The sequence below is a fragment of the Microbacterium sp. 10L49 genome, assembly GCF_056395125.1.
Map to the genome: position 1 here is coordinate 1 of NZ_JBFTIW010000001.1, position 14,899 is coordinate 14,899.

General features: G+C 69.2%; 14 protein-coding genes and 1 rRNA gene. 13 read left to right on the forward strand and 2 right to left on the reverse strand.

What is annotated here, in order from left to right; translation table 11 throughout:
• Window positions 1-102, forward strand: a 5S ribosomal RNA gene (gene rrf, locus AC1DCT_RS00005); the annotation flags it as partial.
• A 5-nt stretch (window positions 103-107) separates the two neighbouring features.
• On the opposite strand, the gene AC1DCT_RS00010 is transcribed toward rrf, so the two are convergent.
• Window positions 108-1,115 (reverse strand): hypothetical protein, encoded by a 1,008-nt coding sequence (locus tag AC1DCT_RS00010; RefSeq protein ID WP_477426849.1) that lies wholly within the window; start codon window positions 1,113-1,115, stop codon window positions 108-110.
• Between the two features lie 6 nt (window positions 1,116-1,121).
• On the opposite strand from AC1DCT_RS00010, the gene AC1DCT_RS00015 reads away from it, so the two are divergent.
• From AC1DCT_RS00015 to recN, 6 genes are read left to right on the forward strand one after another with little or no spacing between them, the layout of a single operon-like run.
• Window positions 1,122-1,847 (forward strand): hypothetical protein, encoded by a 726-nt coding sequence (locus AC1DCT_RS00015; protein WP_477426851.1) that lies wholly within the window; start codon window positions 1,122-1,124, stop codon window positions 1,845-1,847.
• On the forward strand, window positions 1,844-2,875 hold the full coding sequence (locus AC1DCT_RS00020; protein ID WP_477426853.1) for an HAD-IIA family hydrolase: 1,032 nt from the start codon (window positions 1,844-1,846) through the stop codon (window positions 2,873-2,875). Before AC1DCT_RS00015 ends, AC1DCT_RS00020 begins: the two co-directional genes overlap by 4 nt.
• Window positions 2,876-2,913: 38 nt before the next feature.
• Complete coding sequence (locus tag AC1DCT_RS00025; protein WP_440735231.1) at window positions 2,914-3,096, forward strand: hypothetical protein; 183 nt, start codon at window positions 2,914-2,916, stop codon at window positions 3,094-3,096.
• Entirely contained in the window at window positions 3,093-3,908 is an 816-nt protein-coding gene (locus AC1DCT_RS00030; protein ID WP_440735230.1) for a TlyA family RNA methyltransferase, read from the forward strand. The genes AC1DCT_RS00025 and AC1DCT_RS00030 overlap by 4 nt, the downstream gene beginning before the upstream one ends.
• Complete coding sequence (locus tag AC1DCT_RS00035) at window positions 3,905-4,813, forward strand: NAD kinase (protein WP_440735229.1); 909 nt, start codon at window positions 3,905-3,907, stop codon at window positions 4,811-4,813. Before AC1DCT_RS00030 ends, AC1DCT_RS00035 begins: the two co-directional genes overlap by 4 nt.
• Entirely contained in the window at window positions 4,810-6,495 is a 1,686-nt protein-coding gene (recN, locus tag AC1DCT_RS00040) for a DNA repair protein RecN (RefSeq protein ID WP_440735228.1), read from the forward strand. Before AC1DCT_RS00035 ends, recN begins: the two co-directional genes overlap by 4 nt.
• 33 nt (window positions 6,496-6,528) lie before the next feature.
• On the opposite strand, the gene AC1DCT_RS00045 is transcribed toward recN, so the two are convergent.
• Complete coding sequence (locus AC1DCT_RS00045; protein WP_441977073.1) at window positions 6,529-7,548, reverse strand: LacI family DNA-binding transcriptional regulator; 1,020 nt, start codon at window positions 7,546-7,548, stop codon at window positions 6,529-6,531.
• Between the two features lie 182 nt (window positions 7,549-7,730).
• Here AC1DCT_RS00045 and AC1DCT_RS00050 point away from each other — a divergent pair, with 182 nt between their 5' ends.
• The 6 genes from AC1DCT_RS00050 to AC1DCT_RS00075 are packed head-to-tail and all read left to right on the forward strand — an operon-like array spanning window position 7,731 to window position 14,864.
• On the forward strand, window positions 7,731-9,143 hold the full coding sequence (locus tag AC1DCT_RS00050; protein WP_441977072.1) for an ABC transporter substrate-binding protein: 1,413 nt from the start codon (window positions 7,731-7,733) through the stop codon (window positions 9,141-9,143).
• A complete protein-coding gene (locus AC1DCT_RS00055) occupies window positions 9,143-10,114 on the forward strand; it encodes a carbohydrate ABC transporter permease (protein WP_441977071.1) in 972 nt (323 codons plus the stop codon). Before AC1DCT_RS00050 ends, AC1DCT_RS00055 begins: the two co-directional genes overlap by 1 nt.
• A complete protein-coding gene (locus AC1DCT_RS00060; protein ID WP_440735224.1) occupies window positions 10,111-10,998 on the forward strand; it encodes a carbohydrate ABC transporter permease in 888 nt (295 codons plus the stop codon). The genes AC1DCT_RS00055 and AC1DCT_RS00060 overlap by 4 nt, the downstream gene beginning before the upstream one ends.
• Window positions 10,995-12,413, forward strand: a complete 1,419-nt coding sequence (locus AC1DCT_RS00065) for a glycoside hydrolase (protein WP_477426856.1) — start codon at window positions 10,995-10,997, stop codon at window positions 12,411-12,413. The genes AC1DCT_RS00060 and AC1DCT_RS00065 overlap by 4 nt, the downstream gene beginning before the upstream one ends.
• 37 nt (window positions 12,414-12,450) lie before the next feature.
• Window positions 12,451-13,953: a glycoside hydrolase family 32 protein gene (locus tag AC1DCT_RS00070; protein WP_477426858.1), complete on the forward strand. Its 1,503-nt coding sequence runs from the start codon at window positions 12,451-12,453 to the stop codon at window positions 13,951-13,953.
• Window positions 13,950-14,864 (forward strand): PfkB family carbohydrate kinase, encoded by a 915-nt coding sequence (locus AC1DCT_RS00075; RefSeq protein ID WP_477426860.1) that lies wholly within the window; start codon window positions 13,950-13,952, stop codon window positions 14,862-14,864. The genes AC1DCT_RS00070 and AC1DCT_RS00075 overlap by 4 nt, the downstream gene beginning before the upstream one ends.
• Window positions 14,865-14,899 lie beyond the last annotated feature (35 nt).

The following is a 14,899-nucleotide window of genomic DNA, read 5'->3' on the forward strand; positions in this document are numbered from 1 at the left end:
GTGAGGGAAACGCCCGGTCACATTCCGAACCCGGAAGCTAAGCCTCACAGCGCCGATGGTACTGCAGGGGGGACCCTGTGGGAGAGTAGGACACCGCCGGACTTCCTTTAACAGAAAGGCCACCCAACGCAGGGTGGCCTTTCTGCGTTAACATGCTCGACGGAAGGAGTCCCGACATGGCCGAAGATGGCAAGCCCTCGCGCGACCGCAAGGATGACGACGCGAGGCAGTCTCGCCGCTATGTCGATGGAGACCGTTCCGAGCGCTCTTTCCGTCAAGGCCCTGCCCGCGGCGATCGTCCGCAGCGCAGTGATGGGGACCGTCCGCGCCGTGAGAGTGACCGCCCGTACCGCGCTGGTGGGGATGATCGTCCGCGTCGCGATGGTGACCGTCCGTTCCGTGGTGGCGATGACCGACCGCGTCGTGACGGCGACCGCCCGTTCAGGGGCTCGGCCGCTCGCACGGATCGTCCTCGCGGTGACGGTGACCGACCTTATCGCTCTGGTGGGGACGACCGACCCCGCCGGGATGGGGATCGTCCCTCTCGGGGTTCCGCCGACCGCACCGATAGGCCGTTCCGCGCTGGCGATGACCGACCGCGTCGGGACGGGGACCGTCCGTACCGGGGCTCTTCGGATCGCACGGATCGTCCGCGTCGTGACGGTGACCGTCCGTTCCGCGGGGGCGACGACCGACCGCGCCGCGACGGCGACCGTCCGTACCGGGGCTCTTCGGATCGCACGGATCGCCCGCGTCGTGACGGTGACCGTCCGTTCCGTGGTGGGGATGATCGACCGCGTCGTGACGGTGACCGTCCGTTCCGTGGTGGCGTCGATCGTCCGCGTCGCGATGGTGATCGTCCGCGTCGCGATGGGGATCGTCCGTTCCGCAGTGGTGGGGATGACCGACCGCGCCGTGACGGCGACCGTCCGTACCGTGGCGGCGACGACCGTCCGCGCCGGGACAGTGACCGCCCCCGTCGTGACACGTATGCGGCAGACCGCCCGCGCGACCCCGAGATTCCCGATGACGTCACGGCCCGCGATCTGCATCCTTCGGCCCGCAACGAGCTGAAGACCCTCAGCAAGGAGAACGCCGAGCAGGTTGCGCGTCATCTCGCCATGGCGGCCCAGCTCATCGACGAGGATCCCGAGCGTGCGCACCTGCATGCGCTGGCGGCCTCCCGTCGCGCCGGCCGCGTCGCGGTGGTCCGCGAGTCGGTGGCGATCACGGCCTACGCCATGGGCGACTTCGCCCTGGCGCTGCGAGAGCTGCGCACCTACCGTCGCATCTCCGGGAGCGATGACCAGATCGCACTCATCGTCGACAGCGAGCGCGGCATGGGGCGTCCTGACCGCGCGCTGGAAGAGGCGCGTTCCGTCGACCGCGCGGCCCTGCCGACCGCGACCCGCGTGGCGCTGGCGATCGCGATGTCGGGAGCACGCTTGGACCGAGGGGAGACCGAGCTGGCACTCGGCGAACTCGAGATCCCCGAGCTCAACCCCGACCTCGCGTTCGACTGGAGCCCTGCGCTCTTCGCCGCTCGTGCCGCAGTGCTCGAGGACCTCGGTCGCCTCGAGGAGGCGTCGTTCTGGCAGGAGCGCGCCGAAGTGGCGTCGGCGGCCCTGGGGCATGGCGACGACGAGGAGCTCATCATCGAGGACGCCTACGAAGACCTCGCCGACGAACCGGAGAGCATCGAGTTCGACGGAGACGAGCCTGTCGAGGCCGAGCATATCGAGGCCGAGAGCGCCGACTCCGATGGTGCCGACTCGGATGGCGCCGAGCCCGCAAGCACGGAGCCGGGCGAGGCAGAGCAGCCGGAGGACGCGGAGCGATCCGAGTGAGCCTGTTCTCCCGGGAGAAGCGCACGCCGCTGACCGACGTCGACGTGGTGCTCGCCGATCTCGACGGCGTGGTCTATGCCGGGGCCGGCGCGATCCCGCACGCGATCGACAGCCTCAAGAAGGTCGAGGCATCCCGTCGCCTCGGGTACATCACGAACAACGCCTCGCGCACCGACGCGTCGGTCGCCGCACACCTGACGGAGCTCGGCCTGTCCGTCGCCCCGGACGAGGTCGTCACCAGTCCGCAGGCCGCGATGCGCCTCGTCAGCAGCCTGATCCCGGCCGGATCCACGATCCTTGTCGTCGGGGGAGAGGGTCTCGTCGACGAGGTGCACAAGGCCGGGTTCCGGGTCACCCGCAGTGCCGACGACTCGCCGGCTGCCGTGGTCCAGGGCTTTGCGCCCGAGGTGGGCTGGAAGGACCTGGCGGAAGCTGCGTTCGCCCTGAAGCTCCCCGAGGACGAGGGCGGGATCCCCTGGATCGCGACGAACACGGACTGGACGATTCCGCAGTCGCGCGGCGTCGCACCCGGCAACGGAACGCTGGTGTCGGCCGTGCACACGGCGATCGGTCGTCTTGCGACCGTGGCGGGTAAGCCCGAGACGCCGATCTTCGAGGAGGCTGTCGCGCGGTTCGATGCGAAGCATCCGCTCTTCATCGGCGACCGTCTCGACACGGACATCGCAGGGGCGTCCCGCGCGGGCATCGAGTCGGTCCTGGTGCTCACAGGCATCGACCGCCCCAAGCATCTTCTGGCTGCCGCCGAGGGATCGCGTCCGACCTACATCCTCGGCGATCTGCGCGAACTGGACGAACCGTACCCGCAGACGCAATTCAAGGGCGACACCGTCACAGTGCGGGGCGCGTCCGTCCGCGTCGACGGCCCGGACGTCACGATCCTCAGCGAGGGCGACCGCCCGATCGACCTCGTGCGCGCTGGCGCCGAGGCGATCTGGCGCACCGGCCGGCAGATCTTCGGCTTCCGCGTGCCCGAACGCCTGTACGCAGATCCGTTCCACCGCCCGTAATCCGTCGGAACGTCGCCGTCTCGCCGTAGGCTGAGAGGGTGAGCGAGAACACGGAACCGGATCCTTCGGACGGACTCTGGAGTCGGCTGCGCCTGATCGAAGGGCAGCCGCTGGATTCTCGCGCCGCCGCTTACCAGACTCTGCACGACGACCTGGCACGTCGGCTGGAGAGCGCGCCGCGCGTCGCCGCGTCCGCGCAACCGGGCCCCGATCGCGGATGACAGCCCGACTGGATGCCGCACTCGCAGAGCGCGGTCTCGCGCGGTCTCGCACGCACGCGGCCACGCTCATCGACGGCGGTCTCGTCACAGTGAACGGGAAACCCGTGGTCAAGGCGTCCGCCAAGGTCGAAGACGGCGACGTGATCGATGTGGCCGGGGCCGATCATTACGTCAGCCGCGGCGCGCACAAGCTCATCGCCGCGCTGGACGGATTCGGCCTCGATCCTTCCGGATCCGTCGCTCTGGACATGGGTGCGTCCACCGGCGGCTTCACCCAGGTCCTGCGTGAGCGCGGGGCACGGCGGGTCCTCGCCGTCGACGTGGGGCATGAGCAGCTCGCGGCGTCGGTCCGGGCGGACCCTGGCGTGATCGCCGTGGAGGGGTTCAACGTCCGCCACATGGATGCGGAGGCGTTGGCCGCCGCGACCGGGGAGAGCTTGAGGCCGTCCCTCGTGGTCGGTGACCTGTCCTTCATCTCCCTGACGCTCGTGCTCCCCGCGATCGCGATCACGGCCGCGCCCGAGGCGGACGTCGTGCTGCTCATCAAGCCCCAGTTCGAGGTGGGGCGCACGGCGGTGCGAGGCGGGCTCGTGACCAACCCGACGATCCGTGCCGACGCGGTGGCCCGTGTGCTGTGGAGCGCGTGGGATCAGGGGTTCGGCGTCCGCGGTCTGCTGCCGTCGCCGATTCTCGGCACGCATGGCAACGTCGAGTACCTGGTGCATCTGCGAGCGGGGGATCGTTCCCGAGGCTCGGAAGGCAATCCGACAGAATGGATGAGCACGATCGACGAGATGGCAGGAGGCCGATGAACGAGCGCAGGATCCTCGTCGTCGCACACGCACGCCGCGATGAGACCGTGCAAGCCGCCCGACGGGTCGTCTCCGCGCTCCGTGGCGCGGGGGCCCGACCGGTGATGTCGGCGGACGACCGTGCCGAGCTGACGGCCGAGGACGAGTTCTTCGCCGACCTCGACGTGCTCGGATCGGACATCCCGGTCGAGGACATCGAGCTCGCCATCGTGCTGGGCGGTGACGGCACCATCCTGCGTGCGGCCGAGCTCGTGCGCGACGGCACCGCACCCATCCTCGGCATCAACATGGGCCACGTCGGCTTCCTCGCCGAGATTGAGCGCGACGACATGGACGCCGCCGTGGCGCGCGTCATCGACCGCGACTACTCCGTGGAGGAGCGCATGGCGCTCGCCGTGCGCGTGAAGGACGCCGATGGATCCGTCGTCTACAGCACCTGGGCGCTGAACGAGGCGACGGTGGAGAAGGCGAGTCGCGAGCGGATGATCGAGGTGGTCGTCGAGATCGACGGGCGCCCGCTGACGAGCTTCGGCTGCGACGGCATGGTCGTGTCCACCCCGACGGGGGCGACCGCATACAATTTCTCGGCGGGCGGACCGGTGATCTGGCCGGGTGTCGAAGCCATCGCCGTGGTGCCGCTGTCGGCCCATGCCCTGTTCGCGCGACCGCTCGTGGTCGCACCCGGCGCACCCGTCGCGATCGAGCTGCTGGACCGCAACGACGGCACCGCGATCCTCTGGTGCGATGGGCGGCGTTCGCACGAGCTTCCGCGCGGCGCGCGCGTCATCGTACGCCGGTCCTCGCGTCCGGTGCGCCTGGCGCGGCTGCACCCGAGCGTGTTCACGGACCGGCTGGTGCGCAAGTTCCAGCTGCCGGTCTCCGGCTGGAGGGGATCCGAGTCGTGATCGAGGAGATGCGCCTGCGGGATCTCGGAGTCATCGCCGAGGCGGTGCTGCAGATCGGGCCGGGATTCACCGCGATCACCGGTGAGACCGGCGCCGGCAAGACCATGGTCGTGACGGGTCTCGGACTCCTGCTGGGAGCCAGGGCGGACTCCGGCGCCGTCCGCGCGGGCGCGGCGCAGGCCTCCGTCGCCGGAGTGTGGATCGTGCCGACGAGGGGATCCGTCGCGGACACCGTCGCCGATGCCGGAGGTGAGCTCGAACCCTACGACGACGAGCGCGGCGAGCTGTACGTCTCGCGCACGCTCAGCGCCGAGGGGCGCAGCCGCGCGAGCGTCGGCGGGCGCGCGGCCCCGGCCGGGGTGCTGGCCGACCTCGCAGACGATCTGGTCGTCGTGCACGGGCAGTCCGAACAGCTGCGCCTGCGGTCCGCCGCCGCGCAACGAGACGCGCTGGACCGCTTCGGCGGATCCGCGATCGCGGTCGTCAGGACCGAGTACGAGGCCGCCTGGGAGCGCTGGCGCACCCTGTCGGCCCAGCTCGAGGAGATCAGCGGCAACCAGGAGCGGCGTCGGAGGGAGGCCGAGGACCTTCGCGAAGCGCTGGCGCTCATCGAGGCCACCGATCCACAGCCGGGGGAGGACGACGCGCTCGCCGAGCGCGCCGAGCGCCTCGCGAACGCCGAGGAGCTGCGCCAGTCCGCGGCCCTCGCCCGGGCGGCGCTGTCGGACGAGGACGGCGACAACGACATCACGACGCTGGCAGCCGAAGCACGGCGTGCGCTGGAGCGAGCGGGCGATCCCGAGCTCACGTCGATCGCCGAGAGCATCGCCGAGATCGGCTACCGCGCCGCCGATATCGCTGCGCAGCTGAGCGGCTACCTCGCCGATCTCGACGAGTCCGGGCCGCATGAGCTGGCGGCGGTCGAGGAGCGCAGAGCGGCTCTCGCAGGCCTCGTCCGCGCCCATGGGACGCTCGACGCCGCACTGGACCTGTGGAACACCGGATCCGCGCGGCTCGCCGAGCTCGATGACGACTCCGACCACATCGAACGGCTCACCGTCCAGCGCGACGCCGCCCGCGCGGCCCTCGACGAGGCGGCCGCGGCGCTCACGGCGACGCGCACGGAGGCCGCCGGCCGGCTCGGTGCCGCCGTGACCGAGGAGCTGCACGCCCTCGCCATGCCGGATGCCCGTCTCGTCGTCGCGGTCACCGAGGGAGCCGAGAGCGCGCACGGCCGCGACGACGTCGCCATCCTGCTCGCCCCGCATCCCGGGGCGGATCCGCGATCCGTCGCGAAGGGCGCCTCGGGCGGCGAGCTGTCGCGTGTGATGCTCGCGATCGAGGTCGTCATCGCCGGCACGGATCCGGTCCCGACCTTCGTGTTCGACGAGGTCGACGCCGGCATCGGCGGTGCCGCGGCAATCGAGGTGGGCCGGCGCCTGGCACGCTTGGCGCGCACCTCGCAGGTCATCGCCGTCACGCACCTCGCCCAGGTGGCGGCCTTCGCGAACAATCACCTGAGCGTCGTGAAGGCGAACGACGGACAGGTCACGGCCTCCAGCGTCCGTCGCCTCGACGGCGAGGATCGCGAGGCCGAGATGGCGCGGCTGCTGTCCGGTCTCGCCGATTCGGGCGCCGCCCTCGAGCACGCGCGCGAACTGCTCGCGCTGCGGGAGGACTGAGCCCGAGGTCTTTGCGGAGGACGCGCCGGCAGGTCAGCGCAGGTCGCGCACCGAGTCGCGCACGATTACCGGCATCGGCAGGAGTTCGTGCGCCAGATCGCGCTCGCCGAGCAGCATCTCCACGCCGACTCGCGCCATCTGCTCGTAGGGGAGCCGTGCGGTGGTGAGACCTGGACGGACCAGCGAGGCCAGATCCTCGTCGTCGAACGACACGATGGAGATGTCCGCGGGGATGCGCAGGCCGCGCTCGCTCAGCGCCTGATAGATGCCGAAGGCGACACCGTCGGTGGCTGCGATGATCGCGGTCAGGTCCGGGTGGGCGTCCAGCATCCGCTGGGTCTGCACGAAACCGTCGGCCGTCGTCCAGTTCTCGAGGACGACCTCGACCGGACCGGCGATGCCGCGCTCGGCGAAGGCGTCCCGCATGCCGTCGAGGCGCCGCGCGATGGTGACGGATCGGCGCGGATCGCTCGCGACATGCGGGATGTCGCCGACGAAGCCGACGCGTGTATGGCCGGCATCCAGCAGCACTGAGGCCATCGCATGGCCCGCGGCGTACTCGTCCGGCAGGACGCTGGGCAGGTCATCAGGCGTGCGACCGTTGACGATGACGACGGGGATGCCGCGCGGAGCCGCCGGCACATCGACCATGCGCGCGGCCATCAGGCCGACGATCACGCCGTCGACGCGGCGATCGATGAGCTCGTCGAAGGCAGCGGCCAGCTGCGTGGGGTCATCCCCGGTCTCGGCGATGAGCACGGTATGGTCCAGCTCCTTCGCGGCGCGCAGGGTCCCGCGCACCATCGCCGACGCGAAACGGGTGATCGTGACCTGATCCGAGATGAAACCGATCGAGCGGGTCTTCCCCGAGCGCAGGCTCTGCGCCGCCGGGTTCGGCTTGTAGCCGAGCTGCGCCGCGGCGGTGCGCACCCGTTCGACCGCATCCTCGGACAGCCGGGAAGGACGGTCGTTGAGGATGAGGCTGACCGCGGTCTTGGACAGACCGGACAGCCGTGCGACGTCCGCCAGCGTCGGTCTCGGTGCGGTGGACATCGGCGGCCTCCTCTCCTTCGCGTTCCTCTAACCTAGCCGATCCGCCACATTTGGTGAATTAATTTATCAACGTCTGTTGCGGACCACCCACGGCAGGTGTTACCGTCGGATAAATCGGTTCACCACCCGTTGATCTGCGCAGGATTGCGCAAAGCCGATTCACTCTCAGAGAGGAGAAGTTGATGGCACGCGAGTTCGGACCTGTCATGGGACGACGTGATCTTCTGCGGCTCGGAGGCTATGGCCTCGCAAGCGCCGCCCTGCTGGGCATGGGGGCGGGCCTGACGGGCTGCGCACCTTCAGGGGGCGGTTCGAGCACCGGCACCCTGACCATGCTGTACTTCGGCGATCAGAAGTCGGCGACCACCCTGCAGAACGCCCTCCAACCCAAGGTCAAGAAGATCGACAAGGACCTTTCGCTGAAGGTCAGCGCGATCAACGGCAAGGACTGGAACGACTTCCTCGCCAAGGTGCTCACCCTGATCGCTTCGGGACAGGCTCCCGACATCGTGAGCGTCGCGACGGAGGGCTTGCAGCTCATGGTCGGCAAGAAGCTCATCACGCCGCTGGACAGCTATGTCACCAAGGACATGTCGACCCTGAAGTCGAGCTACTTCAACGACATCCACCCGGCGCTCATCGAGGCCATGATGGTCGACGGGCACCTCTACAACATGCCCGACAGCTTCAACGCCGGCAGCATGTTCTACAACTCCGACGTGCTGCAGAAGGCGGGGGCCTCGGCGCCGGCCGCGGGCTGGACGATGGACGACTTCCACTCCACCGCCGAGAAGATCTCGAAGCTCGGCGGCGACATCCTTCCCTTCGACTGGGTGGTGCGCCTCTGGGGCAGCTGGACGTCTTTCCTCTACGCCAACAACGGGAACCTCATCGAAGAGGGCAAGTACGGCGGCGGGGACTGGCTCTGGAGCAAGGCCTACGAGGCGGGCGACAAGAGCATCCAAGGACGCCAGGGCGGATGGAAATGGGGCGCGCCGACGGCGAACTCCGACGCCGCGATCGAGGCGCTGCAGTACGTCATCGACCTGCAGAAGGCCGGCTACTCGCCCTCACCCGACGTGGGCGGCGGCGGCACCCTCCAGGGGCTGTTCTCGTCCGGCCGCATCGGCATGACGATCGGCGGAGGGTTCTGGGCGGGCGGTCTGCACAACGCGGGCATGAAGGACGGCAGCTTCGAAGTGCAGGCGTTCCCGACCTGGAAGAGCAACAAGTCGCTGTTCGGCACCGGCGGGTACTCGATCTTCGAATCGTCTAAGAAGAAGGACGCCGCCTGGGAGGTCATCAAGATGATGATCGAGGCGGAGACCTTCGACATCATGTTCCCGGGCAACATCACCACGACAGGGCGCAAGTCGCTGATGACCGCGGAGCGGTACGCGAGCACGGGCCCGAAGAACTGGCAGGTCTTCTACGACCAGCTCGACGGCTCCGTCCCCATCTCGGCGCCGTCGTACTACAACGCGCTCGCGACCTCCCTCAACCAGCGCACGACGGAGGCCATCTCCTCGGGGAATGCGAAGGCGGCGCTCGACGCGATGCAGTCCGACCTCGAGAAGGTGGCGAAGGGCAGCTGATGTCCGCGACCACCTCCATTCCGCACGCAGCACTGCGTGTGTCGCCGGGCGAGGTGAAGCCTCCCCGGGCCGTCCGCCGCCCTGGTGCGCGCCGGGCGGCCCGGCGGGAGGGGATGTTCGGCTACGCGATGATCGCGCTGTCGATGCTGTTCGTGACGGTGTTCACGTTCATCCCCATCCTGGCCTCGCTCGGGCTGTCGTTCTTCCACTGGGACGTCATCTCCCCGCCCACCTGGGCGGGGCTGGAGAACTACCAGCGCTTCTTCACCGACGGTCCCGTGCTGCAGTCCTTCGGCGTGACGACCGTCATGGCGATAGCGATCGTCGCCCTCCAGCTGACACTGGGGCTGTTCCTGGCGGTGCTGGTCAACCAGCGCACCTCGACCTTCGGGCGGACCTTCTTCCGCACGGCGTTCTACCTTCCGCTGCTCGCCTCGACGGCGGCGGTCGCCATCTTCATGGGCTACCTGTTCGACGCGAAGTTCGGCGCCATCAACTACTACCTCGGCCTCCTCGGGATGTCGGACGTGCCGTGGCTGACCAGCCCCTTCGGCGCCCAGGTGACGATCGTGCTGATCGTGGTCTGGCAGCAGGTCGGCTTCACCTTCGTGCTGTTCGTGTCCGCCCTCATGGCGGTGCCCACGGACGTGCTGGAGGCGTCGTCGATCGACGGTGCGGGTCCGCTGCGCACGCTGTTCCGGATCAAGATCCCGTTGATCAGTCCCACGATCCTGTTCGCCGCCGTGATCGCTTTCATCAACGCGATGCAGCTGTTCGACCAGCCGTTCATCATGACGAAGGGCGGGCCGGGCACGGCCACCACGACCGCGACGATCTCGATGTACCAGACCGGGTTCCAGAACCTGCAGTTCGGCTACTCCTCGGCGATCGCGATCATCCTCCTCCTGGTGATCCTCGCGATCACCGGGATCCAGTTCCTCGCCTCCCGGAAGCTGGTGTTCTACCAATGAGCGCGACATCCTTGATCGTGACGGGCCGCCGCCGGCGGTCCCGCAGCGGCGGTCCCTGGGACCGCTCCTGGAGCGTCGGCAAGATCGCCGGCCTCGTCGCCCTGATCGTCGCCGCGGTGTTCGCCCTCGGCCCGTTGCTGTGGACGCTGACCACGTCGCTGCGGTCGCCCTCGCAGGCGTTCAACAACCCGCCTCAGTGGATTCCGTTCAACGCCGACTTCAGCAACTATGCGGCGGTGTTCGACCAGATCCCGATCGGGCAGTTCTTCCTGAACAGCACGATCGTGACCCTGCTGATCGTGGTCGGCCAGACGATCACCTGCACCCTGAGCGGGTACGCGTTCGCGATGATCTCCTTCCCGGGCAAGAATCTGATCTTCGGCGCGTTCCTGGCGACCATGATGGTGCCGTTGCAGACGATCATCATCCCGGTGTTCCTCATCGTGAAGTCACTGGGACTTCAGGACGGGCTCGGTTCGCTGATCGTCCCGGCGCTCGGCAGCGCATTCGGCACCTTCCTGATGCGGCAGTACTTCATGCAGATGCCCAGGGAGCTCGGCGAAGCGGCGCGGATCGACGGGGCGACGCAGTTCGGTGTGTTCTTCCACGTGTACGCGCGGATGGCCGCGCCGGCGATCTCGACGCTGGCGATCCTGAACTTCTCCGGGTTCTGGGCGGAGTTCTACCGACCCCTGATCTTCCTGCAGGATCAGAGCACCTTCACCCTGCCGCTCGGCCTGGTCGGACTGCAGGGAAACCTCGGCACGGGCTCGATCTCGGTCGTGCTGGCCGGAGTCGTGCTGTCGATGATCCCGAGCGTGCTGCTGTTCATCGTCGCCCAGCGCTACTTCATCGCCGGCGTCACCGCGGGTTCCTCCCGATGAGCGCCGCCCCCGTCTTCTTCCGCCCCGAGGGCGCCTGGGTGGGCGATGTCATCCCGTTCCAGCAGGACGGCGTCTTCCATCTCTGGTACCTGTACGAGGATCGCGCCGTGCCGAGCACGGGAATGCCCTGGCACCTGGTCACGACCACCGACTTCGTGGACTTCGTCGATCACGGGCTCGCCGTGCCGAGCGGCGGTCCGGACGCGGAGGACTTCAACGTCTACACGGGCTCGGTCGTGCTCGACGACGACGGGGTCGCGCACCTCTTCTCGACGGCGCAGAACCCTCGTCGGGTCGGAACGGATGGGCGCCCGCGGCAGCTGGTCGCCCATGCGACGAGCGCGGACGGCCTGCGCGACTGGGGCAAGCACCCGGAGCACACCTTCGGCGCGACCGAAGGATATGAGACCGGCGACTGGCGGGATCCCTTCGTGTTCCGCGATGGCGACGTGTGGCGGATGCTCGTCGCGGCTCGTCACGAGGACGGTCCGGAACGGCGGCGCGGAACGATCGCGCAGCTGACGTCGACGGATCTCGTGTCGTGGACTCCGGTTCGGCCGTTCTGGGATCCCCGTCGGTACATCGCGCACGAGTGCCCCGACGTGTTCCGCTGGGGGGACTGGTGGTACCTGGTGTACTCCGAGTTCTCCGATGCGTTCTGCACCCGCTACCGGATGGCGCGGTCGCCGAGCGGGCCCTGGCTGACGCCCGAGCACGACACGATCGACGCGCGGGCCTTCTATGCCGCCAAGACCGTCGAGCGCGAGGGACGGCGGTTCTTCGTCGGCTGGATCTCGACCCGCGAGGGCGGCTCGGATGACGGGGCGTGGCAGTGGGCGGGCACGATGGCGGTGCTCGAGGCCGATCAGGATCCGGACGGGACTCTCGCATTCCGTCTTCCCGACGAGTTCGCCGCATCGTTCTCGGTGCCGGTCGCGTCCGGATTCTCCGCACTGCCGGCGTCGTTGTACGGCGCGGACCGGTTCGCCCAGCTCATCGGCGATGCGGATCTGCCCGATTCGTATCTGCTGACCGCCGAGATCGACATCGCGGCCGGCGTGGAAGAGGTCGGGCTGCTGGTGCGCGCCACTGCGGACGGCGACCAGGCCGGAGCGATCCGGCTGGAGCCACGACGCGATCGGGTCGTCTTCGACCGCTGGCCACGAGCCCTCACCGGCGGCGAGCAGTGGCAGATCTCCGGCGACGTGCCGTTCGTCCTCGAACGCCCCTGCCCGCTGGCACCGGGGCGCCACCATGTGCAGATCGCGGCCGACGGCGACATCCTCGTCGCGGTCATCGATCGTCGGGTCGCTCTGAGCACCCGTCTGCACCGCCGCGCGGGCGAGCGCATCGGCTTCTTCGTCAACGGCGGCGCCGCCGAACTCGTCTCCCTCGACGTCCGCATCCGGTCGTGAGGAAAACCGCCGTCATCAGCATCCCCGGAGAATCGCCGTGACCCCATCGCTCATGCACTTCCGTCCTGCACGCAACTGGATGAACGACCCGAACGGGCTCGTGTTCCACGGCGGCCGGTACCACCTCTACTTCCAGTACAACCCCGAGGGCGCGACCCACGGCTTCATGAGCTGGGGGCACGCGTCCAGCACCGATCTCGTCCGGTGGGAGGAGCATCCGGTCGCGATCCGCTACACGGACGAGCACGAGATCTTCTCGGGCTCGGTCGTGTTCGACGAGCACGACACCAGTGGCCTCGGCGCTGCGGGGACGCCGCCCCTCGTCGCGGTGTTCACGCTCGCCGACCAGGTCGCGCGCCATCAGGCACAGGGCATCGCCTCGAGCCTGGACGGCGGGCGCAGCTGGCGCCTGTACGAGGGCAACCCGGTGCTGGACCGGGGGTCTGCCGACTTCCGGGATCCGAAGGTGTTCCGCTACTCAGGGCCGGCGGGCGAGTACTGGGTGATGGTCGCGGTCGAGGCCGTCGAACGCCGCGTCGTGCTGTACCGTTCCGACGATCTGAAGACCTGGGCATACTTGTCCGATTACGGTCCGCGTGGGGCGACCGGGGGTGTGTGGGAGTGCCCTGATCTGTTCCCGCTCGCGGTCGACGGCGATCCCTCCGAGGTGCGCTGGGTGCTGCTGATCAGCCTCAACCCCGGTGGCATCGCCGGGGGATCCGGGACGCAGTACGTCATCGGCTTCTTCGACGGGGTGCGCTTCGTCGCAGACGAGCCGATCCCCCCGGCGGCACCCGGTGAGGGGTGGGAGAACAGCCGTGTTCAGCTCGAGGCATGCGACTGGCTCGACCACGGGCGGGACTTCTACGCCGGGGTGACGTTCTCCGGACTTCCCGATGAGGAGCGGATCCTCGTCGCGTGGATGAGCAACTGGGATTACGCCGGGCTCCTCCCCGTGGACGTCGGATCCCCGCAGCGCGGTGCCATGGCGCTCGCGCGCCGGCTGTCCCTCGTCCGCGCGGATGGGCGGGTGCGACTGCGTCAGGAGGCGATCGGGCCGGAGGTCGCGACGATCGTCGCGCGCGCCGACGTGCGGGCGGAGGGGCCGGTGGAACTGATCGGCGAACTGCCGGATCGGTGTCGGATCGATGTGTGCGTCCGTCTGGACGGAGCCGACGGTTTCGACCTGAACCTGGGCGACACCTCGATCGTGGGGTACTCGGCGGCCGAGGGCATCCTGTGGCTGGATCGACGTCTCGCCGCCGACACGATGCCCGACGGATTCGCCAGCATCGAGCAGGTGCGGATCGGTGCGCACGGGCGCATCGAACTGGTCATCTGGCTCGATCGTGACGCGATCGAGGTGTTCGCGTCCGGGGGCACCCGCACGATCACCGATCTGCTGCCCGAGCGCGACGACGCGGGCGCGTCGATCGCGGGGCGAGGCGGTAGCGTTCTCATCGAGCGGTTCGAGGTGGGCGCAGTGCGCGACCTCGTCCGCACAGGGAGTTCGGCCGACATGAAGGGGCAGACGGCGTGACGGAGCAGGTGGCAGTGATCGGAGAGGCGCTCGTCGACGTCGTCGAGGGAGGCGAGACGCACCCCGGGGGATCACCCATGAACATCGCTGTCGGGCTCGCGCGACTGGGGCACCCCACGACCCTGCACGCGCGGATCGGCGCCGACGCCCACGGCGATCTGGTCCGCGCGCACCTCGACGAAGCCGGCGTTGCGCTCGGCCCCGACACGCTCGTGCCGGGATCCACCTCGACGGCGATCGCGCGCGTGGATGCCGACGGCAAGGCCAGCTACGAGTTCGACATCGACTGGGACATCCCGGTGCCCGACGTGAGCGGCGCCCGCCTCGTGCACACCGGATCGATCGGCGCGCTGCGGGAACCGGGCGCCACGGCGGTCCGTGCCGCGCTCAGCGCGGCCGCGCCCGGGACGCTCCTGACGCTCGACCCCAACATCCGCCCTGATGTGATCGGCGCGCGCGACGAGGTGCTGCGCCGGGTCGCCGACCTGGCCGGGCTGTGCCAGGTCGTCAAGCTCAGCGACGAGGATGCGGCCTGGCTCGCCCCGGAGGCGACGCTCGAGCGGGTGCTCTCCGACCTCGCCGCGCACGGTGCGCGGTTCGTGGTCGTCACCCGCGGGGCGGAAGGATGCCTCGCGCTCGTGGACGGCGCATGGTTCGCGCGTCCGGCGCGTCCCGTCGTCGTCGCGGACACGATCGGCGCGGGCGACGCGTTCATGTCCGGGCTGCTGCACGCCCTGCTGCATGACGGCACCGACCGTCTGCTCGCGGCGGGGGAGCCGCTCGGGGACGACGCGGTGCTCGCGGCTCTGGAGGCCGCCCTCACCAGCGCTGCGCTGACCGTGGCCCGTGCAGGAGCGAACCCTCCGACCTCGGCGGAACTGGACGAGGCACTCCGCGCGTCGCGCGAGTGACGCAAGGCGATCGCGCTGATAGGATTAAAGCCCGT